The organism is Bacillus gaemokensis (genome assembly GCF_001590835.1).
Taxonomy (GTDB): Bacteria; Bacillota; Bacilli; order Bacillales; family Bacillaceae_G; genus Bacillus_A; species Bacillus_A gaemokensis.
Genome location: NZ_LTAQ01000001.1, coordinates 1 through 21,174 on the forward strand (window position 1 = coordinate 1; position 21,174 = coordinate 21,174).

Here is a 21,174-nt window from a genome sequence, read left to right on the forward strand (position 1 = left end):
ATTGTGTGTCATTAACTGGCTCGAACGCAACTGGTACAAGTTTACATTGTGTTAAAAATACATCCTTTAACACACGTTTAATTTCTACTGCTGCAGGGTCAAGGTCTATATTTGCTTCTACAACAATTTGAATTGTTCTCTCTGCTAAAACAACTGGAATTTTCACCCGTGCACTTTGTCTAACAACAATTGCTCTGCTTCTTGATCATTAAGTGGAATTTGAGTTTGTGCTGGAACTTGACATGGCACGTTAATTGGACATTGTTCACTCATATTAATATCTCTCCTCTTTCTAATAAATTTAGAGTTTTAAAAACTCATATGCTATAACTTATGTATTTTTTCTGAAGGTGCATAGGTTTGTATAATAGTCATTTTTATTATTTATAAAAATAAATTCCCTTTCTACTAGTTACTCTTACATATATGATAGAAGCCTTCGTGAATACTTACCTACTATTTTAGAAACGAGTTTGATGCTCACATATACACCTAAAAAGAATGCTAAATATCCTTCCTTATATACCTTCTAACTATAAGCCTATTAATTTTGTCGAAAAAACAGCTATCCCATTTATATAAGTGGGATAGCTGTTTTTAACAGTGCTTAAAAATAGTTTGATATAACAAAAGTGAATTTCCACGCTCTTTTCATAATAAAAACATATTACAAAGATAACATCAGTAATTTTATTACTTTAGCGTTGGTGTATTTTGGTTTCTATAAACAGATCAATTGCTTGAATCACTTTCTCTACTCCACCAGATTGTTGGAAACTTTCGTTGATCTTCCGAATTCCTTCTCTATACATATCTTTTGAAAGCACTACTGAAACAGCTTCTTTTAGTTTATGAGCATCTACATGTTTAAGTGTCAATGAATACCCCGCTCCCAATTCTTCTAATCGTTGCGCTATAGTTGGCTGGTCTTTATCATGCGGTAATACGACTAATGGAACATTGTAAAAGATGGCTTCGCTAACACTATTCATCCCGCCATGAGTAATAAAAACATCCGCTTGCTGTAAAATCTCTAATTGTGGCACGTATGAACGTATAATAAACTGATCCGGAGCTGGACTCAACTTATTAAAATCAATTTCCTTTCCAACCGCGATTACAACTTTACCATCAAAATCAGCAAAAGCTTCGATACAAATATTAAAAAACTCCTCCATATTTTGTAGAACTGTCCCCAACGATATATAAAGGACCTTTTCATTTTTCAGTTGCAATAACGGAAAATCTTGGTTTTGTTGACGTTCAACAAGAACTGGTCCTACAAAAACATATTCCTTTTCATCATAAATGTCACTGTTCGGCTGAAAATAGCGGCTTGTGTATACGATGTTCAGCTCCCCATCATTCCTCATAAACTGTAATTCATTTTCTGGCGATACACCAAATATTTCTTGCATTTGATATAATAATCCTTTCATCTCTTCATCAGGAGAGACATTCCATTCAGATTGTCCATGTAAGGATGATTTCTCAAAAAAATCATTTGGAAATACAAAAGTAGAAGAGGACGAGATACCAGGTATACCTAAATAATCACGAACAAGTTTTCCCGCTCCAAACGTATCGTAATACACCACATCAAATGTGACATCTTGAGAAAGTTCTCTTACAATTTCAAGTATATACAATGATATTCTCATATGAATCTTCAAAAACTCATGAAAATTTGTTATGTAATTCTTTTTAGCTTCTAAGACATTAGGATGCACACGTACATGTACTCCTACATTTTCTAATCTTTCCCGAAAGTTTTCAGTTGTAATATAATACACACTGTCCCCTCTATCTACGAAAGCTTTTGCAACACCTACAGTAGGATTGACATGTCCTTCTGCTGGAAAGTTTATCATTAAAATATTCGCCATATAAATCCGCCTCCTGATTTATAGTTTACATACTCTTTTTTGAGTTATATCCTCGTCTTCTATTATAAATCTTATAAAGATCACTGAACTGGAGAAATAAAAATGCCCTCTTAAGAAAGACGTATCACCGTTACTCATTTCCTTAAGAAAGCATTTTTTACTTTTCTTTATATAATATTATTTAAGATGAACCGATGGCTCGTCTCTATTTTGATGACTGGCAACTGTAATCGTTCTGTTTCTATTGAAAATAAAATAGGAAGCTATAATAAGAACTGTAACAAGCGTAGTCAAAACAGCCTGTGAACGTAATGAATCAATGACAAACATTGCAATTAATACCGCTGTTATTCCAGCAATTGTGATATATGTTAAATACGGAAACAACCACATTTTCACCTTCAATACTTTTTGATCCTCTTTTCCCATTTTCTTACGCATCCGCAAATGGGAAAGAGCAATTACAAGATAGACTAACAACGCAATTCCTCCTGATGCATTCACTAAAAATAGAAAAACTTTATCTGGGGAAATATAGCTGAACACAACACCAATATAAGCAAAAAATGTCCCAAACAATACCGCACGCACTGGTACACCGCTACTATTTAATTTTAAAAATACCTTTGGAGCATCTCCTCTCTCCGCCATTGAAAAGAGCATTCTTGAATTTGTATATAGACCTGAGTTCAAACAAGAGAGTACCGCTGTTAATACGATAAAATTCATAATCTGAGCTGCGGCCGGTATACCGATATGTTCAAGTACCGCTACAAATGGACTTTTTAGTATATTAGCTGAATTCCATGGAAGAAGAGTAACTACCACTACAATAGAACCTATGAAAAATACTAGTATACGCCAAATCACACTATTAGTTGCTGTTTTTACAGCTTTTACAGGCTCTGCGGATTCTCCCGCCGCTACCGCAACAATTTCAGATCCCATAAATGAAAATATGACAACTGTAATACCGAGCAGAACAGAGCTTATACCATGTGGAATAAATCCTCCTTGTCCAATTAAATTAGAAAAACCTGGCGCTGATGTTCCTGGAACCAATCCTAAAATAACAGCTAAGCCAAGGCAAAGGAATAGTACAATGCTTACCACTTTAATAAAGGAAAACCAATATTCAAATTCTCCAAATGATTTTACTGAAAATACATTTGTTAGAGTCAATAGAACGGTTAACATTAGACTTAATAACCAAAGCGGAATTTGAGGAATCCAATATTGAATAATCCCCGCACCTGCAGTCGCTTCTATCGCAATAACAATTACCCAAAAGAACCAATATAACCAACCAATTGTATATCCAGCCCAAGGGCCAATTGCCTCACGTGCATATGTAGCAAAAGAACCACTTGTTGGATTCGTTGCTGCCATTTCCCCTAGCATTCTCATTACAAAGACAACAAGTATTCCAGCCAGTGCATATGAAATGATAGATCCTGGCCCCGCAGAATGAACAACTGCACCACTACCAACAAACAAACCAGCTCCAATAACCCCACCTATTGAAATCATTGTAATATGGCGTATCTGTAAATCCTGCTTGAGCTTTTTATTCATTCCATCCCCTCCTATATTTCATTTTTAAATTTACTTAAGAGTTATCGTGTATGTAATTTTGGTTTAATAAATTAAATTAACTTAAATACATTAAAATATTCTGAAAATTACAATTAAAAATATTATGTTCTACATAAGTAGAAACCATCTTTTCACAACTTACAACATGCTTTCTTTAACTACTAACATATTCATCTAATCATTTTTCTTCACTCTGCCCGTTAATGCGGGATTAAAAATAACTTTTAACTAGATAAGGACCTTTAGATACAAAAAAAAAGCTGACAATATGCCAGCTCCTCTCTCCCTTTTTAACAACAAACTATTAACAACATTTCTCTTTCATTGCTTTCATCACAGACATTGTAGATGACATCATGCCATCACACTCTTCCATTTTATTTACCATCTCTTTATTCATGTTCATTTCCGCTTCCATCATGTTATCCATCATCATTTTCATACATTTCATTTCACACATCATTTTTTCCATACTCATCATCATGTTCATTGTACCAGTCATCATCATTTTTTCCATTTTACATCCTCCTAAAATATATATTTTTTGTATTGCATATAACAAATTCTTGTATTTTGTTACCATATCCTCCGACTTTTACATATAATTTATTTCTATATAATTTACGGAATATTCAATTAATTTATGATAAAAAAACTTCCCATCATACTAGTAAATTTAGCAGATTCATCACATTATTTTGTTTAGAATTTTTTTAACCTTACGCCAATAAAAATTGACAATTTTATACAAATTTTATAACATATTTTTATAATATGTTTATTCAATAAAATATTCATCTAATTAAATTAATATTTCTAAACTATCGGAGGGGTTTGTTTATGTCTATTTATACACCACAAGAAATTACTAATTTAGCCGCCAGTTCCGGCCAAAAGAAAGCATTTTTACCATTACTCCCTATGTTAATCCTTGGTTTTTTTGGCGGCGCTTTCATCGCGTTAGGGTATTTACTTGATATTCATGTCATTGGTACAATGCCAAAATCTTGGGGATCATTTATTAGTTTTCTAGGGGCTGCAGTTTTCCCAATTGGCCTTATACTAGTTATCCTTGCTGGTGGTGAACTAGTGACCGGTAATATGATGACCGTATCAATGGCCTGGTTTCAAAAGAAGATTACTTTTTCTAAAGTAGTTAAAAACTTATCCATTATTACGATTAGTAATTTTATTGGAGCTGTATTCGTTGCTTATTTCTTCGGCCATGTCGTGGGATTAACAGAAGGACAATTCTTAGCAAAAACTGTATCCATTGCACAAGCAAAACTACATGATACACCTGTGCAAGCATTTGTATCTGCTATTGGATGTAACTGGCTCGTTTGCTTAGCCGTTTGGCTTAGTATGGGTAGCAAAGAATTTAGTGGGAAGATACTCGGTATCTGGTTTCCTGTCATGACCTTTGTTGCCATTGGATTTCAGCACGTCGTAGCCAACATGTTTGTGATTCCAGCTGCAATCTTTGCAGGCCATTTAACTTGGATAGAATACTTCCCAAATTTCATCGTTGTTTTCTTTGGAAACTTGGTCGGTGGTATGATATTCGTAGCTTTACCTTATTTCTTGGCTTATAACAAACAAGTACCTGCAAAAAGTGAAACAGCTGAATTAAAGAAAAAATCTGTAACTGCTTAACAAAGAATTTAACAGAAAAGTTATAGTACACTTGTTCTCTGCACTTTTATACGTTATAATAACAACTTAAATAGCATTACATATGAGGTGAAGATATGAATAAAACAGAATTAATTAAAAATGTAGCACAAACAGCTGAAATTTCTCAAAAAGAAGCTACTGTAGTTGTACAATCTGTAGTAGAGTCTATTACAAACACTTTAGCTGCTGGTGAAAAAGTACAACTTATCGGATTCGGTACATTTGAAGTTCGTGAAAGAGCTGCTCGTACAGGCCGTAACCCACAAACAGGCGAAGAAATGCAAATCGCAGCTTCAAAAGTACCTGCATTTAAAGCTGGTAAAGAATTAAAAGAAGCAGTAAAATAATAAAAAACAGCCTTCTCGCTTATGAGAAGGCTGTTTTTTATGTTTAAATAATTATAATCTTCGTTCATACTCTCTAATTGATAAAATTAACCCGATTATAAAAAGACACGTCAAACTTACGATACCAATTGGATAATTGATAAAAGTCCTTTCCACCCCTTCATGCGGACTGAATAACATTGGAACAACCCACGGATAAACAACATTGCCAGGTACATTCACTAAAATTAAGTTTAAAAACAGCACTATGCATAAAAGGATAACAACGGACAAAAAACTGTTCCATCTAAACTCCTCCAGTTGTATTTATTATTTTAGTCCACAAATAAAAAACAAGCTAGATAAAATACTAGCTTGTTCCATTACGCTTTTGAGAATCTCTCAAACACTTTCATTAACTCATCAATTGCTTCATCACCATTACCATCTTTAATAGCACTAGAAACACAATGATTTGTATGATTTTTAAGTATACCCATTCCAACTTTTTTCATCGCTGCATTAATAGCAGAAATTTGCACTAAAATATCAACACAATAGCGATCATTTTCAACCATATTTTGAATACCACGAACTTGTCCTTCAATTCTCTTTAACCTATTCATAATTTGTTCTTTTTCTTTATCAGATCTATGTGTAGTAACCGTTTCATTTTCATTATGATTCATTTTATCACCTTCTTAAAGTTTCTGTCACATGAACAAATAGATATCCATACTAACGCTATTCAAATTTTATCCATATATAATAATACCTAATCGGAGTATAACATGAAATAAACACACAGATATACTCTATATTAAAATCCACTACAAAGTACCCTTCTCATCTAACCCGCATTAACGAGTAATAATCCCTACCACTAACGGGTGATTCACTTTATCTCAAATCATTCTAGCCTATACTAAACCTAGAGAATACTTCCCACACAAGTTCACTTCTACTACTTACTCTCACCTTTGTAAAAATAGATTTCAAGTGATCTTGAACAGTATATATAGAAATATGTAGTTGACTAGCCAGTTCTTTCGTTGAAAGCCCTCTCAACACCCCATCTATCACTTGCTTTTCTCTTAACGAAAGGTCATAGGATTCTGCAACGAGAGTGAAAACCTCTTGGGGTCTTGCCATTTCTAGTAAAACTGTATAACAATTAGATAAATCATTGTAACTTTTCATTTCACTTGCACGAATAACTAGAAATTGTCCACTTGGCATACACATACATACTTTTTCCTCTTTATCACCTTGATTTGCTTTTACTCGTGAACAAACCGCTCGTATTGGCCTTGGTAAATCTATTTGATTTAATTTCTCCCATTTTCTTAAAAGTAGCAACCAGTCCTTTCCACTTTGATTTGCATACATCAATTCAAAACTTGTATTTAATAGTAATGTACCTGTTTCCATTGGTTCGATTCTTTCAGCTGAGGGGATTATAAAAGCTGATCTACGTAAAGCATCACCTACTAAAGGAATAATAGTGGAAAGGTATGCACATTCTTCATTAGTAAATAAAGGATTTGCATTATCGCGAAATAAACTAAGATGCCCAAAGCATTTTCCCTTACTAACAAATACAGCTCTTATTTCATCTCCAAAACCAGCAGGGATTAAAATATTACAATATCGAGAGCTTTTCATCCGGTCATTATTTGTTACACCATTTAAAGAAGCTATATAGGGAGGAATTTGTGCCAAATTTTTAAACTTGTTATAATCTTTTTCCAAAAATTCATTCATAAACAACTCAGGGTGAATTTTTTCAATCCTTTCATCCGTATATGCTCCCGTTGATAAGAAAGTATTGGAATCAATTGTAGTAAAACATGCTGCATCAAAAAAGATAACCTTACGTATTTTTGTTAGAAGCGTTTCTCGAAACTGACTTATATCATCTATTTTCCTTGTTAACAATACAATTTCTTTCGTTACTTTTTCTTGTATTTTTTTCATAGATATTCCCAGATTTATGGGGTTGTTTCACCATCCTTCTTACTAAATAATGAAAATATAAAGCAAACAGTTTGTGATAGTAAATATTCAGTCGAAAACATAGGAGGCATAAAAGAATGAAACAATCGAATCAAAAGATGAATTGGAATGATTTCAAAGTAGACACATATGAACAAGAAATTCCATTAAAAATCCCAGGATACTTCACCCTTTATGAAATGTTAAATCAGTTTCTCACTACGATGCTTCTCCCAAAAGAAGCATCTCCACATTTATTAATTATTGGTGCTGGTGGTGGTCAAGAAATTATTACGCTTGGAAAACAAAACGACATGTTACGTTTTACCGGTATTGATCCATCTGATTCGATGTTACAACTTGCACAGAAAAGAATCGAAAGGGAAAAACTACAAAACAAGATTTCCCTTATAAAAGGAACGGTACATTCAATATTAGAAACAGAAGTTTTTGATGCTGCCACATGTATGCTCGTTCTTCACTTCATTCCAGAGCTTACGCAGAAAAAAGAAGTTCTTAGGGAGATTAATAAACATCTAAAGCCAGGTGCCCCATTCTTTCTATCCTTGATAAACGCCGTACCAAATACAAACACATTCATAACTCAAATGAATGCTTGGCGACATCATATGTTACAAAATAACATTCCAATAGAAGATTGGAATCGATTTGAAACTTCTTTCGGAACACAAATACACCCTATTTCTGAAAAGGATTTAATTTCTACAATGGAGGAATGTGGATTTATTCATATAACTCGCTTTTTCACCGGTTTCTTAACCGATGGATATGTAGCAGTGAAACAATGATAAAAGAATACCACTGCATATATAAAAAAGGTAAGCAGATGCTTACCTTTTTATATGTACGAACTGGAATATTACATGTAACTTCCCGATCCAAATATAATAATTAGGATAACTTGCTTACAAATCTCAGTGCCTTACTTAAAGCTGTTGGTACTACAGATGCATGATTCTCTCCCTCAGCCTCATAAAATTCAAATCGGAATTTATTATGTTGCAAATTAAGTAAACGCTCTGATAATGCGTTTGTATCTAGAACCATATGTTCTCGTTCTAGTGATCCCACTGTAAGAAAAACTCCGATCTCAGTATTAGCTTTACCGAACTCATTTATAAAACCTACTTCTTTTTCAAGAACAGACTGGTTATTCCACCAAATAGATGGACTGCTTATAAAATAATTTTGAAAGGCATTTATATTTGTAAACAATACATGTAAGGCAAACAGTCCACCAAGTGAATGTCCAAATATTGTTTGTCTTTCTTTGTCAACCTTAAAATTCTTTTCAATTTGTGGCTTCAATTCGTCTTGAATAAATGTTAAAAATTCATTCGCTCCTCCTGACTTAGGCCACGGTTTCCCATTAGGTGTTGGTGGTGCATCCACTGAAGGTGAAGTAGGAGTAAAATCGTAACATCTTTCAGAAGCTGCAAAGGCCCCTTCTATTGGATAACCAATTCCAACAATAATAGATGGTGCAACTCCTGTTTTTTCTGCTCTTACTGATTGAATCTTAATAGCCTCTTGAAACGTTTGAAAAAATGCATTTCCATCTAATACATATATAACGGGATATCCAGAGCTTGGAGCGGGTTGCTTTGGCTTCGAAATATAAATTTGATATTCACGATTCCCTGTTTTTGAATACATCTTCCATTGCTCTGCACCAGATATGGTGATATCTTGTTTTTCAATACTACTATTCATCTAATCCCCTCTTATCTTTTTAACTAGTTACATATATTTCAGTTTTTTCTTCTTGGAATACACTATCATAACCAAAACATACAGGGGCTCCATTATATGGATCTATCATAACTCGTGCATCAATATGAAATACACTTTTTAATACTTCATTTGTAATAATCTCTACCGGTCTTCCAGTTGTAACGATTTCCCCTTCTTTCATTGCGATAATCTCATCTGAGAATCGTGCCGCATGATTAATATCATGTAAAACCATAACAACCGTACAGTTATGATCTCTGTTTAATCGTTCAACAATTTGCAGTACTTCTAATTGATGGGACATATCAAGATATGTAGTTGGCTCATCTAATAATAAAACTTCCGTTTCTTGTGCTAAAGCCATAGCTAACCATACTTTCTGTCTTTGTCCACCTGATAAATTTGCAATTTGTCGTTTGCGAAAAGCAGAGGTTTTTGTAATATCCATCGCCCATTCAATGATTTCTTTATCTTTAGATGATATTTTATTTACATTATTACGGTGTGGATATCGCCCGTAAGAAATTAATTCTTCTACCTTCAGTTCCCCTGGAGCAATTGGATTTTGCGGAAGTAGAGCTAGCTGCTTTGCGATTTGTTTTGTAGAAATCGTATTTAAATCTTGTCCTTGCAAATACACTTTTCCACTTTTTTGCTTTAAAATCCGTCCCATTGTTTTTAATAATGTAGATTTCCCGCATCCATTCGGTCCAATAATCGTCGTTACTTTACCTTCTTGTATCTCTACATTCAAATCACGAAATACCGTGAATTTTTCGTAGCTTGTTTCTAAATCCTTTGCACTTAGAACACTCACTTCCTATCACTCCTTTTACGCCTTTGCTTTGTATAGCAAATATAAGAAATATGGTACACCAATAATTGAAATTACAATTCCAACTGGCAACTCCGCAGGTGTAAAAATTGTTTTCGCTATAAAATCCGAAGCAATCACAAGTAGCATTCCAATTGCTCCGCATACAGGAATTACATGCTTATGCTGAATACCGACTAGACGTTTCGCAATATGCGGCGCCATTAGACCAATAAATCCAATGCTTCCTGAAACTGAAACACAAGCACTCACTAATCCAATACTACTTAATAATAAAATAGACTTTTCTCTTTCTACCGAAACTCCTAAACTTGTGATACTCGTCTCTTCCAATTGAAATAAGTCAAGCAAATACGCTTTTCTTTTGATAATTGGAATTAAGATAATGAGCCACGGCAACATAGCAATAATATATTTCCAGTTTGCATTATATATACTTCCCGAAACCCAAACAGCGGCCATTTCAAAGTCAGTTGCTTTTATTTTCAATGATACATACATAGAAAGCGCTCCAAAGCCTGAACCTATCGCAATCCCTGTTAGCAAAAGACGTTGCGAATCTAATTTTCCATTTCGCCAAGAAAACATATAAATTAATATAGCAGCACCTAGACCGCCGACTAATCCAAACAATGGCATCATCATGATTGAAATCCAATCTGTGCTTTTTATTTGTTCTTGGAAGAAAAACATAAAGATAACAATTGCAGTTCCTGCTCCTGCATTAACTCCTAAAATACCTGGGTCTGCTAAACCATTTCGTGTAACTCCTTGAAGAACAGCACCTGCAATTCCAAGACCTAATCCTACTAATCCTGCAATTACTATTCTAGGAAGCCTAAAATCAAATATAACTAAATCATGCTCAGGTACAGGATCAATTCGAAATATCGTTCTGAATACATCTGTAATCGTAATATCAAACGTACCATTCGTTAAACTAATATAAATTGTACTCAAAATTAAAAATATGATAATGCTCATTGTCATTACATAACGCTGCAGTGAGCCTCTAAGCATGCTTCTCTCCTCCTCTTGTTCTAATTAAGTAAAGGAAGAAAGGAATTCCAATTAATGACGTAACGACCCCTATTGGTGTTTCAAATGGATAATTTACAAATCTACTTAGTACATCACACAAAGCTAGAAAAACTCCGCCAATTACACCAGCACACGGTACAATCCATTTATAATCTACCCCAATTAAAAAACGAGTAATATGAGGAATAATTAGTCCGACAAAACCAATTTTTCCAACTAATGCAACCGCGGTACCTGTTAAAAATACAACAGCTATAATTGCAGTAGCTTTTACAAGCTTTGTGCGTTGTCCTAAATTAATAGAAACCTCTTCTCCTAACGAAAGAATCGTAATAGATTTTGAGATAAGCAGCGCCAGAATAACACCCACTAAACCAAAAGGAATGGCTAACTTCAGTATATTCGGATCCACTTGATGTAATTTCGCGTTATACCAAAAACTAATATTTTGAGAAACTTGAAAATAGGAAGCCATTGCAGCAGAAATACTGCTTAAAAATGTACCTATAACAGTTCCTATAATCGCCAGCCGAACTGGTGACAATCCATTTCGCAGCAATGAACCAAAACCAAACACAATTCCGGCCCCTAATGCTGAGCCAAGCATAGAACATAAAATCATACCTACTGAAGACATTCCTGGCAGAAATATCATACAAATTGTAATTACAAATGCTGAGCCATCTGTCACACCCATAATAGAAGGGGATGCAAGATAGTTTCTTGTCATCCCCTGCATAAGTGCTCCTGATATGGCTAGAAATGCTCCTACTAATAGAGCCCCAACTACCCTTGGTAAACGAGAAGTAATAATAATATTATGATTTACATTCCCTGAATCGAAATGGAACAGTGCATTCCAAGCTGTTTCAAAATCAATGTTTTTTGCCCCATATAAAATAGATAGCATAATCGTAAGTAAAATAAATATGGGTGCTAAACATAAAATTATCATTGGTACTGAATTTATTTTCCGCATATCATTCAACGCACCTTACATATTTAATTATTTAGATAAGTTTTTCACTGCTTCTTTTAAGAAAGCTGTTTTACTCCAAGCAGTACCACCTTGTGCCATTGGATCAACCGAATTTACAAATACTTTTTTGTCTTTTACAGCTGTAATACTTTGCCAAATCGGATTACTCTCTAATTCTTCTAATGCTTTTGGCTTATCTTTATTTTCGCTTTCTTCAAATTGCAGGAAGATATAGTCTGGATTGATTTCAGCGAATTTTTCTAAAGAGATCGCTTCTTGTGCTTTTACAGATTTAATTTGTTCTGGAACAGTTAATCCTAAATCTTTATAAATAACAGGGTTGAAATATACACCTTCTGGATAAAGGTTTAAGCTACCAGCTCTTAGTCTTACTACAAGAACCTTTTTATCTTTTAATTTATCTGCAATTTTTTCTTTTGCTTTTGCAGCATCCGCCTTATAATCCTTAATAATTTTTTCTGCTTTATCTTTTTTACCAGATAATTCTCCCATTAGCTTTAAATTATCTTCCCAATTTGTTGAAATATGTGACACTGGGAAAGTTGGAGCTACCTTCGTAAATTTTTCGCCGGTTTCTGGTGGGAATTTCGAACTAGATGTAATTACATCTGGTTTTAATTGAAGTAATGTTTCAAAATTCGGTTGCATTTTCTCACCAATAGATTTCGCACCTTCTAAATCTTTCGCAATGTACGCTGGTAATTTTCCACCTACAGTAATTGCTCCCACTGGTTTAATACCAAGTACCGCTGCATCTTCCATTGACTCTAAACTAGCAGTTACAATTTTTGATACTTTTGCAGGAACTGTATATTCTTTACCTAAGTATGTAATCTTTTGTTTCTCATCTTTTTTCGTTTCAGTTGCTTTCGATTCTTGTTTTTGTTCTCCTGAACTTTTATCTGCACTGTTACATGCTGCAAGACCTACGCTTAATACTGTAACCATCCCTAGTGTAAATAACTTCTTATTCATATCTATAAATTCTCCTCTCCAATTTACAATCTTTAAATATAGTAGTTTATTGAACTAAACTTTTTATGTATCCCCTTACAATACATTTATTTGAAATTAAAGCCCATTCACTTCACTTCCCCTAATACCCAATTATCTGCTACTCTCATTTGGTGATAATGATTATCGTTACTAATTATATCTTTACAATTGAATTATTTCAAGAATGATTTGAAAAATTTTAACAAAACAAATACAAAAATTTTATATGCTATTCAACCGGACAATGATCTAATCCCATTACTTCACTATTAATTTTCGCATCAACAATTTGATTTTTTCATCTTTGTAATCTTGCTCTTACATTCATAAATGCGTACATACGTACTTCGTTCAGGGTATACTAATTTCGGAGGTGATACTTATGCAAAATGAGAGTTTCCAATTAGAAACAAGTGTAAATCATTTCACTGACGAACGTTGGCAAGCAATTGTACACAACGATTCTTCTTATGATGACAAGTTTTTTTACGCTGTAAAAACAACCGGTATTTTTTGCCGGCCATCATGTAAATCTAGAACACCTAACAAAAATAATGTACGCATTTTTCTCAATGCGCAGCAAGCATTATCAGAAAAATTCCGTCCATGTAAACGTTGTAAACCAAATGGGCTAAAGTTACCTGATGTAGATTGGGTAACACAAATTACAGAGTATATTGATAACAATTATAGTGAACCATTAACTCTCGAAACACTTGCAAATATGTGTCACGGCAGTCCTTATCATTTACAGCGTACTTTCAAGCGGATTAAGGAACTCACCCCAATGGAATATATTCAACAAGTAAGAGTTTCTAAAGCTACGGAATATCTTACAAATACAAAACAAACAATTATGGAAATCGGAATTATTGTAGGTATACCAAATACTGCACATTTTGCAACTGTATTTAAAAAGAAAACAGGATATACACCTACAGAATATCGAAAAATAAATCATACAAATGAGGTACGATAAAATGGAATCTACAACAAACCAAATTATATATTGGACGTTACTTGTTTATAAAAAATGGCACATGCATCTCGCTGCAACGCCACAAGGACTATGCTTCATAGGATCTCAACAGCAAGATTTTGACGAGTTAACAACTTGGGCTAAAAAACGTTTTCCAAAACACACTTTAGTCCAAGATAACTTACAGCTACAACCATATATTCAAGAACTAATAGAATATCTAGAAAAACAACGTGAGGTATTTACATGTCCTATTGATATTCAAGGAACTCCTTTTCAATTAACTGTTTGGAATGCATTACGTGAAATTCCTTATGGAAAAACCTATTCCTACTCAGATATTGCACAGCACATTCAAAAACCCAAATCAGTACGTGCTGTCGGTACTGCAATTGGTGCTAACCCTCTTTTGATTACGATTCCTTGCCATCGTGTAATTGGAAAGAACGGAAGATTAACTGGATTTAGAGGCGGTTTAGAGATGAAAGAAAAGTTGTTAGCACTAGAAAAGAGTACTAGAGATACTGTAGGAGGCTGCGGATGAAAAACACTTCGATTCCTTATGAATGGGATGCTCCATATTTTATAGGGAAAAAGACAATGAAGATCTACTGTTTCCCTTGGTGTGAACAAAAACCTCTTATAGGAGACTGTCTAACATTTACATCTAGAAAAGAAGTTGAACAAACTGATTACCAGCCTTGTAGAAAATGTTGTCCTAGTCTTCCATATGGAACATGGAAAGATTACGGTGAAAACATAACACTAATTGTTCCGAAAGAATTTAGCTTTAAACAGAATTTACACTATCTTTTACGTTCCAAAAATGAATGTATGTTCCATATTGAAAATAACAAAATTTATAGGATCATTCCGATTGAGGGAGAAAATCCTTTAATTGAGGTAAGCATGGATGACGAAGAAAATATCCATATACGCTTTTTAGGGAATAGAGTCCCAACACAAAAATGGGTTCGTGCTACAGTCGCAAAATATGTAAGAGAATGGTTTGATTTAGATACAGATTTAGTTCCGTTTTACAATTTAGCAAAAGACGATGTACTTCTGTCTAAACCAATCAACGAATATTACGGACTCCGTAATATGGGAATTCCCGACTTATTCGAGGCGCTATGTTGGGGGGTTCTTGGTCAACAAATTAATCTCACATTTGCATATACGTTAAAAAGGCGTTTTGTTGAATCCTTCGGTAACTATATAGAATGGAATGGGCGAAAATATTGGTTATTCCCATCGCCAGAGGTCATTGCAGATTTAACGATCGAGGATCTAACAGAATTAAAAATGACTACAAGGAAATGCGAATACCTACTTGGTATTGCAAAGCTCATTACACAAGGTAAACTAACTAAAGAGTCTTTAACAAAGGCCGAAGACCTGAAAACGGCAGAGAAAATATTAATAGATATACGCGGCATTGGACCATGGACAGCAAATTATGTTTTAATGCGGTGTCTAAGATTCCCTTCTGCCTTTCCAATTGATGATGTGGGCCTACATAATGTGATTAAACTGCTAACAGGGGCCGAAAACAAACCAACAAAAAAAGAAATTAGAGAGTATGCTTCATCATGGGCAAATTGGGAATCCTATGCGACATTTTATTTATGGCGAGTTCTGTATTAACTTCTTTCAACACAATAATAGAGAGATTTCATTTTAATAAGTGAAACCTCTCTATTATTCATTACCTATGCTATAAAGTGAAACTTAATCAATCATGTAAAAACTTCACACAGACTGGGCCTGGCACAATCACATCCGACTGTAAAAGTATTAATTGTCCTGTAAACTCATTTCTTGAAAATAAAACAAGGTTACTAGATTTTTCATTGGAAACAACAATAAATTTCTCGGTAGGATCTAATGCAAAATCTCGTGGCCAATCCCCTTCTGTCGGTACAGCTTCAATAAGAATAAGCTCTCCTGAATCTTGATTCACACGAAAAACAGCAATACTATTATGTCCCCTGTTTGCCGCATACAGAAAACGACCATCAGAAGAAATATGAATGGCACTTCCATAATTATTCCCCTCATACTCTTTTGGTAAAGTCGAAACATACTGTAATTCTTTAAAACTACCATCTTCTACGTCATATGTTAACACAATGACTTCAGAACTAAGCTCCGTCATTACATAAGTAAATTTTCCATTTGGATGAAATACAAGGTTTCTTGGTCCACTTTCAGGATTGACAGATAAGCTATGGACCTCTGTTAGTTTCCCACTATTTTCTCTATATGTAATCAATTTATCAATTCCTAAATCAATTGCTATCACATATTTTTGATCAGGTGTAAACCCTGCGTAATGGGTATGCGGCTTTTCTTGTCTTTCTTTATTTGGACCTGAACCACTATGCTGAACAATCGATACCGCTGAATTTATACTTCCCACTTCATGATTTACCACATAAGATTCAACAGTTCCTTTATGATAATTAGCAGCAACTACTGTACCATTCTCTTGATTGATATTCAGGTGACAAGGCGACGCACCTTCTAAAAGTTGCATATTTATCACGTCAAGATTTTTTGTTTCACTGTGAATTGAAAACGCAGCAATCCCCCCTGATTGATCTGTTTTTGCAACAGAATATAGGTACTGATTATCATAACTAATAGCTAGATAAGTAGGGCTTCCAACATTAGCTACTCCCTTTATATCTTTTATGATTGCTGATTTTGCATCCAGTACAAATCTATAGATACCCTCACTTGTCCCCTTTGTATAAGTGCCTATATATCCAAGAAACTCATTCTTATTCATAAAATGACCCCTTCCCTCAAATACTTTATGTATTTCGCTTATAAACAAGCATATCACCGATACACTAAATATTTACAATTCAAAACCAACAAACATAAAAACTCCGGGTAGGAATATATCACTACCCGGAGTTCATTTTTAAGCTTGTTCTTCAAATAATCTTGCTATTTCTATAATCACTTGAACAGCCTTCTCCATGTTATCTACCGATACGTATTCAAATTTACCATGGTAGTTTTCCCCACCGGTAAAAATGTTTGGCGTTGGTAATCCCATATATGACAATTGAGATCCATCCGTTCCTCCGCGAATCGGGTGAATATTTGGCTCAATATCTAGATTTTTCATCGCCTCATAAGCAATATCAACAATTTCCCTGACAGGTTCAATTTTCTCAAGCATATTGTAATATTGATCTTTCATCTCAAGAATAATATTTTCCTCACCATATTCCTCTTGCAACTGCTTCGTAATGTTCATAATTTTATCCTTACGAGTCTGGAAGTTATCACGATCAAAATCTCGAATAATATAATAAGACTGACTCCGTTCAACATCACCATTTACGGAAATAAGATGATAGAAACCTTCATACCCCTCTGTATATTCTGGTGCTTCTTCTGCCGGTAATTGTCCATGAAATTCCATTGCTATTTTACTCGCATTCAACATTTTATTTTTGGCTGTTCCAGGATGCGTATTATTCCCTTTAAAAGTAAGCTTTGCACTTGCAGCATTAAAGCTTTCATACTCTAATCCTCCAAGTGGTCCACCATCCATTGTATACGCAAAGGATGCTCCAAAAGCTTTCACATCGAAATGCGCTGGTCCACGGCCTATCTCCTCATCAGGCGTAAACGCTACTCTAATTTTCCCGTGTTTAATTTGTGGGTTATGTAATAAATAATTCATAGCAGTCATAATTTCTGTAAGTCCAGCTTTATCATCTGCACCAAGAAGTGTTGTTCCATCTGTTGTAATTATAGTATGTCCCTTATAAGATGGTAGTTCTGGAAATAATTCTGGTGTTAAAACAACATTCAATTCTTTATTCAACGTAATTGCCTTACCATCAAAATTCTCATGAATTTGTGGTTTTACATTCTTTCCCGTAAAGTCAGTTGCCGTATCTAAATGAGCTAAAAAACCAATTACAGGAACATCTTTATCTGTATTAGCAGGTAGTGTTGCCATGACATAACCATTTTCATCCATCGTTACTTCTGATAAACCAATTTGCTTTAATTCTTCAACTAGTAACTTACCAAATTCAATTTGGCCTCGTGTTGAGGGCACTGTTTGACTTTCTTCATTCGATTGCGTATCTACTTTAACATATCTCGTAAATCTTTCTATAAGCTCTTGTTTCAAATTATTTCACTCCCTTTTTATAACTCTCTCTTTATTACAATCATTATAACGCAATATTTTAACTTTTTTGACTGTAATCGTTTCGTTTTTTCCACTATTCACTGGAATTAAGTCTCACAATGAGAACTATTTCGATTTGTTAAGTAAAAATCAAATATAAAAGCTAAAACTATTTATTTTCATACAAGAATACAAATTATTTGTACAACTGATTTTTCACATGTAATATATGTAATATACGTAATGATATATATGATTAGGGGGGATTAAAAATGGGGCTCGCACTTTTTCGGTATTTTCTTTTTTTCTTAGGACTAACTTTCTTTGGACTTGGCAACGCCATTGCAGTAAAAGTTAAATTCCTTGGCCTGCATCCATGGGAGGTTCTAAATATGGCACTCTATCAACGATTTGGATGGACAATTGGCACATGGAGTGTGATATGTGGCTTATTTCTTGTTCTTGTTTCCTTTGTAGTAGATCGGAGATATATAAACATAGGAACATTCCTAAACGCACTGCTAATTGGGCCTATTATGGATTTTTTCTTACGACTGAATATTCTTCCTCATGCCACTCATTATTTGTGGATAAATCTTCTTATTTTACTTACTGGAATTATCATAACAGGTATTGGAGGCGGTATGTATGTCGCTGCCGGGATTGGTGCAGGACCACGAGATGGATTCATGCTTGCCATTTCTGATAAATCAGGAATATCTATAAGCCGTGCTAGAATTATTGTGGAAAGTATTGTATTAGTAATTGGATATATTCTAGGCGGTCCCGTTTTTATCGTGACGTTCCTATACACCTTTATCCAAAGTCCCATATTCCAGCAATCATTCAAGATTTTTCAAATATTTTTAAATACCTTGGAGAGCAAAAAGAAAGACAGCGTTCGTGCAAATTTATAAGCACATGAAACTTTATTTAACAAAAATATAAGAGTCTATCTTGAGGAAAACATCATCAAAACAGACTCTTTTTTATGACTATACTACTTTTATTTCTCTATATACATGAGTACAATTCTCCATCCATCAGGATCTTCTATAGTAATACCTTTTTCTTTCCAATACGGATTTTCTGACTCAACTTCATCATAGCCCATTGCATGTAACCTATATTAAATCCCTCATTCGTATGAATGATAGAGTAATACAAAAGATGGTTACGTCTTTTACATTAATTTTTACATAAAACACTTTCTATACCTTCTAAAAACAGTTCACATTTATTCATAATGTGCGTAATAGAATAATGATAACTGTTCTATTAAACTACTTTTTAAATTCATATTAACGGGAGGAATTGGAATGTACCAAAATGAGCGAAAAAGAAATTGGGACGGACCTTCCAAAGCAATCCCGCTTTCTCTTTTAGATGTAAAAAACGAACTAAAGAAAAAGAATAAAATCAAACACCCTTCCATTAAAACATGTAAATTAACCACGGAAGAGAAAATGCTAATTTATAACATTAAAGAACAAACAAAACAACTTAACAAAAATAATGTGACGAGAACACGTGCTTATTATCAGTTTTACCTCCGGCACCCTGAGATACACTGGGCATTACTTGGACATATGGTATCGCGTAATGGTGGTTGGAATATGACAGATTTAAAGGGCGATTTATATACAAGGCTGTTGTCAGAAAGCGATCAGCTTACCTTCTTTTCTTTTTTAGAACGAGGAAATTGGTTAATCTTCCAGGATGTTTATCCACAATTCTTGTTATACGAGCAAAGTATTCAAAAATCTAAAGGCCTCTTCCATCTTCTACCACACCTCAATGTATCCACGTTTATGGAAACAATGTGGAACCATTTTTGGAGAACCGGCAATCGCTATACATTAGCCATCGCAACGATTATTAATGAACAAAGCTATTTAGAAAAAAGAGTAATTCAAAATACACACTTTAAAAAGACCGTACTAAATAGTGTTGGATTCAAACTCTTTGACTTCTTTCGTTTTAATCATATCCTTTTTCCATTCTATGAAGATGAGACTAAACAAAAAATATTACTACTTGGTGACACAATGAAACATTTCACTTCTTTGCATGAGCGAATTCTGCTCGGTAAACGGTTATACTCCTTGTTATTTCGTAATGAACTTATCTTATCAAAAGTAATAGATTGGGCTCATGACCATCCACATACTGGTTCACGAAAAGACTACTGGCCTCATTTATTTTCTAGTGTAAATGAATCATTTTCTCGGGAATTTTATAAACGTAGAATAAAAAAATGTCAATTAAGAAAAGGTGCGAATCGTTTATACAGTCCTGCTCTACTATATGCGTGGAAAGATTTTAAACATGAAGAAGTAGAAAACGAAGATTGGTTTAGCGAATGGCCGATTATCAATTATTTAATCGAGAAGGGAGAACACATAAATGGAAAGATTAATGATGAATATTGCAAAACGCTTGAAAGAATTGAACTTGCAATTCTCGCAAAAAAAAATGTTCTTCTCAGAGAAGAAGGGTCCAAAGAATAATCGTCTAGCATTTGTAGTCACTATCATTTTCTCTTGTTTCATTGGAACATATCTAGACTTCCTATTTGTCAGTAAAGAAATGTATGCCTTCCCAGTAAGACCATTTCCTACAATCTTCACAATCAATATTGCTTTTACATTATTGATACTGCCAGGCTTTACTGCTCTCTTTTTACAGATTGCAAAGAGGTTGTCTACATTTTTAAGAATTCTATTTATCATTGTGATTGGAATTTGCGCAAGTATATCAGAACAGTTTGCTGAAAACTTAGGATTGTTCGCTCATAACGAAGACTGGCATCATTCTTATTCTTTCTTTGGATATATGATTTTCATGCTTCTCATATGGAAAATTTATCGATGGCTTCAATAATACGTGAAAATGTTAGACAAACCTAAAACTACTTTACTAA

Annotated in this window: 21 protein-coding genes and 2 pseudogenes; 9 read left to right on the forward strand and 14 right to left on the reverse strand. The window is 34.1% G+C overall.

The genetic code is table 11. From position 1 onward, the window contains the following. From AZF08_RS00005 to AZF08_RS00020, 4 genes and pseudogenes are all read right to left on the reverse strand, one after another. Positions 1 to 273 (reverse strand): annotated as a pseudogene (locus tag AZF08_RS00005) (DUF7852 domain-containing protein); the annotation flags it as partial. A 425-nt stretch (positions 274 to 698) separates the two neighbouring features. Then, the gene (locus AZF08_RS00010; RefSeq protein WP_033678577.1) at positions 699 to 1,886 is read right to left on the reverse strand and encodes a macrolide family glycosyltransferase; all 1,188 of its coding nucleotides are present in this window, start codon (positions 1,884 to 1,886) and stop codon (positions 699 to 701) included. 177 nt (positions 1,887 to 2,063) lie between these two features. Further along, entirely contained in the window at positions 2,064 to 3,461 is a 1,398-nt protein-coding gene (locus tag AZF08_RS00015; RefSeq protein ID WP_033678574.1) for an amino acid permease, read from the reverse strand. Between the two features lie 325 nt (positions 3,462 to 3,786). After that, on the reverse strand, positions 3,787 to 3,999 hold the full coding sequence (locus tag AZF08_RS00020) for a hypothetical protein (protein WP_033678571.1): 213 nt from the start codon (positions 3,997 to 3,999) through the stop codon (positions 3,787 to 3,789). A 323-nt stretch (positions 4,000 to 4,322) separates the two neighbouring features. Here AZF08_RS00020 and AZF08_RS00025 point away from each other — a divergent pair, with 323 nt between their 5' ends. Continuing rightward, positions 4,323 to 5,138, forward strand: a complete 816-nt coding sequence (locus AZF08_RS00025) for a formate/nitrite transporter family protein (protein WP_033678568.1) — start codon at positions 4,323 to 4,325, stop codon at positions 5,136 to 5,138. A 95-nt stretch (positions 5,139 to 5,233) separates the two neighbouring features. Further along, positions 5,234 to 5,506 carry an HU family DNA-binding protein gene (locus AZF08_RS00030; RefSeq protein WP_003199316.1) on the forward strand — a complete coding sequence of 91 codons (273 nt, stop codon included), beginning with the start codon at positions 5,234 to 5,236 and terminating at the stop codon, positions 5,504 to 5,506. A 362-nt stretch (positions 5,507 to 5,868) separates the two neighbouring features. On the opposite strand, the gene AZF08_RS00035 is transcribed toward AZF08_RS00030, so the two are convergent. Together AZF08_RS00035 and AZF08_RS00040 are read right to left on the reverse strand one after the other, a co-directional pair. Beyond that, positions 5,869 to 6,174, reverse strand: a complete 306-nt coding sequence (locus tag AZF08_RS00035) for a metal-sensing transcriptional repressor (protein ID WP_033678566.1) — start codon at positions 6,172 to 6,174, stop codon at positions 5,869 to 5,871. 226 nt (positions 6,175 to 6,400) lie between these two features. Then, a complete protein-coding gene (locus tag AZF08_RS00040) occupies positions 6,401 to 7,462 on the reverse strand; it encodes a helix-turn-helix transcriptional regulator (RefSeq protein WP_407639445.1) in 1,062 nt (353 codons plus the stop codon). Between the two features lie 137 nt (positions 7,463 to 7,599). On the opposite strand from AZF08_RS00040, the gene AZF08_RS00045 reads away from it, so the two are divergent. Next, the gene (locus AZF08_RS00045; RefSeq protein ID WP_033678584.1) at positions 7,600 to 8,289 is read left to right on the forward strand and encodes a class I SAM-dependent methyltransferase; all 690 of its coding nucleotides are present in this window, start codon (positions 7,600 to 7,602) and stop codon (positions 8,287 to 8,289) included. A 103-nt stretch (positions 8,290 to 8,392) separates the two neighbouring features. On the opposite strand, the gene AZF08_RS00050 is transcribed toward AZF08_RS00045, so the two are convergent. Genes AZF08_RS00050 through AZF08_RS00070 form a run of 5 tightly spaced genes read right to left on the reverse strand, consistent with a single transcriptional unit; the run spans position 8,393 to position 13,086 of the window. Then, the gene (locus tag AZF08_RS00050) at positions 8,393 to 9,214 is read right to left on the reverse strand and encodes an alpha/beta hydrolase (RefSeq protein ID WP_033678563.1); all 822 of its coding nucleotides are present in this window, start codon (positions 9,212 to 9,214) and stop codon (positions 8,393 to 8,395) included. Between the two features lie 19 nt (positions 9,215 to 9,233). Beyond that, positions 9,234 to 10,052, reverse strand: a complete 819-nt coding sequence (locus AZF08_RS00055; protein ID WP_033678561.1) for an ABC transporter ATP-binding protein — start codon at positions 10,050 to 10,052, stop codon at positions 9,234 to 9,236. A gap of 15 nt (positions 10,053 to 10,067) precedes the next feature. Next, positions 10,068 to 11,090, reverse strand: a complete 1,023-nt coding sequence (locus AZF08_RS00060) for a FecCD family ABC transporter permease (RefSeq protein ID WP_033678560.1) — start codon at positions 11,088 to 11,090, stop codon at positions 10,068 to 10,070. Beyond that, on the reverse strand, positions 11,083 to 12,090 hold the full coding sequence (locus AZF08_RS00065; protein ID WP_033678557.1) for a FecCD family ABC transporter permease: 1,008 nt from the start codon (positions 12,088 to 12,090) through the stop codon (positions 11,083 to 11,085). The genes AZF08_RS00060 and AZF08_RS00065 overlap by 8 nt, the downstream gene beginning before the upstream one ends. A gap of 27 nt (positions 12,091 to 12,117) precedes the next feature. Continuing rightward, positions 12,118 to 13,086 carry an iron-hydroxamate ABC transporter substrate-binding protein gene (locus AZF08_RS00070; RefSeq protein WP_033678554.1) on the reverse strand — a complete coding sequence of 323 codons (969 nt, stop codon included), beginning with the start codon at positions 13,084 to 13,086 and terminating at the stop codon, positions 12,118 to 12,120. A 403-nt stretch (positions 13,087 to 13,489) separates the two neighbouring features. On the opposite strand from AZF08_RS00070, the gene AZF08_RS00075 reads away from it, so the two are divergent. The 3 genes from AZF08_RS00075 to AZF08_RS00085 are packed head-to-tail and all read left to right on the forward strand — an operon-like array spanning position 13,490 to position 15,733. Then, positions 13,490 to 14,086, forward strand: coding sequence for a bifunctional transcriptional activator/DNA repair enzyme AdaA (locus tag AZF08_RS00075; RefSeq protein WP_033678551.1), 597 nt, complete (start codon positions 13,490 to 13,492; stop codon positions 14,084 to 14,086). 1 nt (position 14,087) lies between these two features. Beyond that, positions 14,088 to 14,630 (forward strand): methylated-DNA--[protein]-cysteine S-methyltransferase, encoded by a 543-nt coding sequence (locus AZF08_RS00080; RefSeq protein WP_033678548.1) that lies wholly within the window; start codon positions 14,088 to 14,090, stop codon positions 14,628 to 14,630. Beyond that, complete coding sequence (locus AZF08_RS00085) at positions 14,627 to 15,733, forward strand: DNA-3-methyladenine glycosylase family protein (RefSeq protein WP_082246205.1); 1,107 nt, start codon at positions 14,627 to 14,629, stop codon at positions 15,731 to 15,733. The genes AZF08_RS00080 and AZF08_RS00085 overlap by 4 nt, the downstream gene beginning before the upstream one ends. 88 nt (positions 15,734 to 15,821) lie before the next feature. On the opposite strand, the gene AZF08_RS00090 is transcribed toward AZF08_RS00085, so the two are convergent. Next, complete coding sequence (locus tag AZF08_RS00090; RefSeq protein WP_033678545.1) at positions 15,822 to 16,880, reverse strand: lactonase family protein; 1,059 nt, start codon at positions 16,878 to 16,880, stop codon at positions 15,822 to 15,824. 138 nt (positions 16,881 to 17,018) lie between these two features. Next, the gene (gene pepT / locus AZF08_RS00095; RefSeq protein ID WP_033678541.1) at positions 17,019 to 18,251 is read right to left on the reverse strand and encodes a peptidase T; all 1,233 of its coding nucleotides are present in this window, start codon (positions 18,249 to 18,251) and stop codon (positions 17,019 to 17,021) included. Between the two features lie 272 nt (positions 18,252 to 18,523). Between pepT and AZF08_RS00100 the strand changes: the two genes are divergently transcribed. Beyond that, the gene (locus AZF08_RS00100) at positions 18,524 to 19,168 is read left to right on the forward strand and encodes a YczE/YyaS/YitT family protein (protein ID WP_033678538.1); all 645 of its coding nucleotides are present in this window, start codon (positions 18,524 to 18,526) and stop codon (positions 19,166 to 19,168) included. A gap of 89 nt (positions 19,169 to 19,257) precedes the next feature. Here the strand turns inward: AZF08_RS00100 and AZF08_RS29555 are convergent. Further along, a pseudogene (locus tag AZF08_RS29555) lies at positions 19,258 to 19,377 on the reverse strand (VOC family protein); the annotation flags it as partial. A 193-nt stretch (positions 19,378 to 19,570) separates the two neighbouring features. Here AZF08_RS29555 and AZF08_RS00105 point away from each other — a divergent pair. Both AZF08_RS00105 and AZF08_RS00110 read left to right on the forward strand, forming a co-directional pair. Further along, entirely contained in the window at positions 19,571 to 20,761 is a 1,191-nt protein-coding gene (locus AZF08_RS00105; RefSeq protein WP_033678534.1) for a DUF2515 domain-containing protein, read from the forward strand. Beyond that, entirely contained in the window at positions 20,727 to 21,134 is a 408-nt protein-coding gene (locus AZF08_RS00110) for a CBO0543 family protein (protein ID WP_033678578.1), read from the forward strand. Before AZF08_RS00105 ends, AZF08_RS00110 begins: the two co-directional genes overlap by 35 nt. Positions 21,135 to 21,174 lie beyond the last annotated feature (40 nt).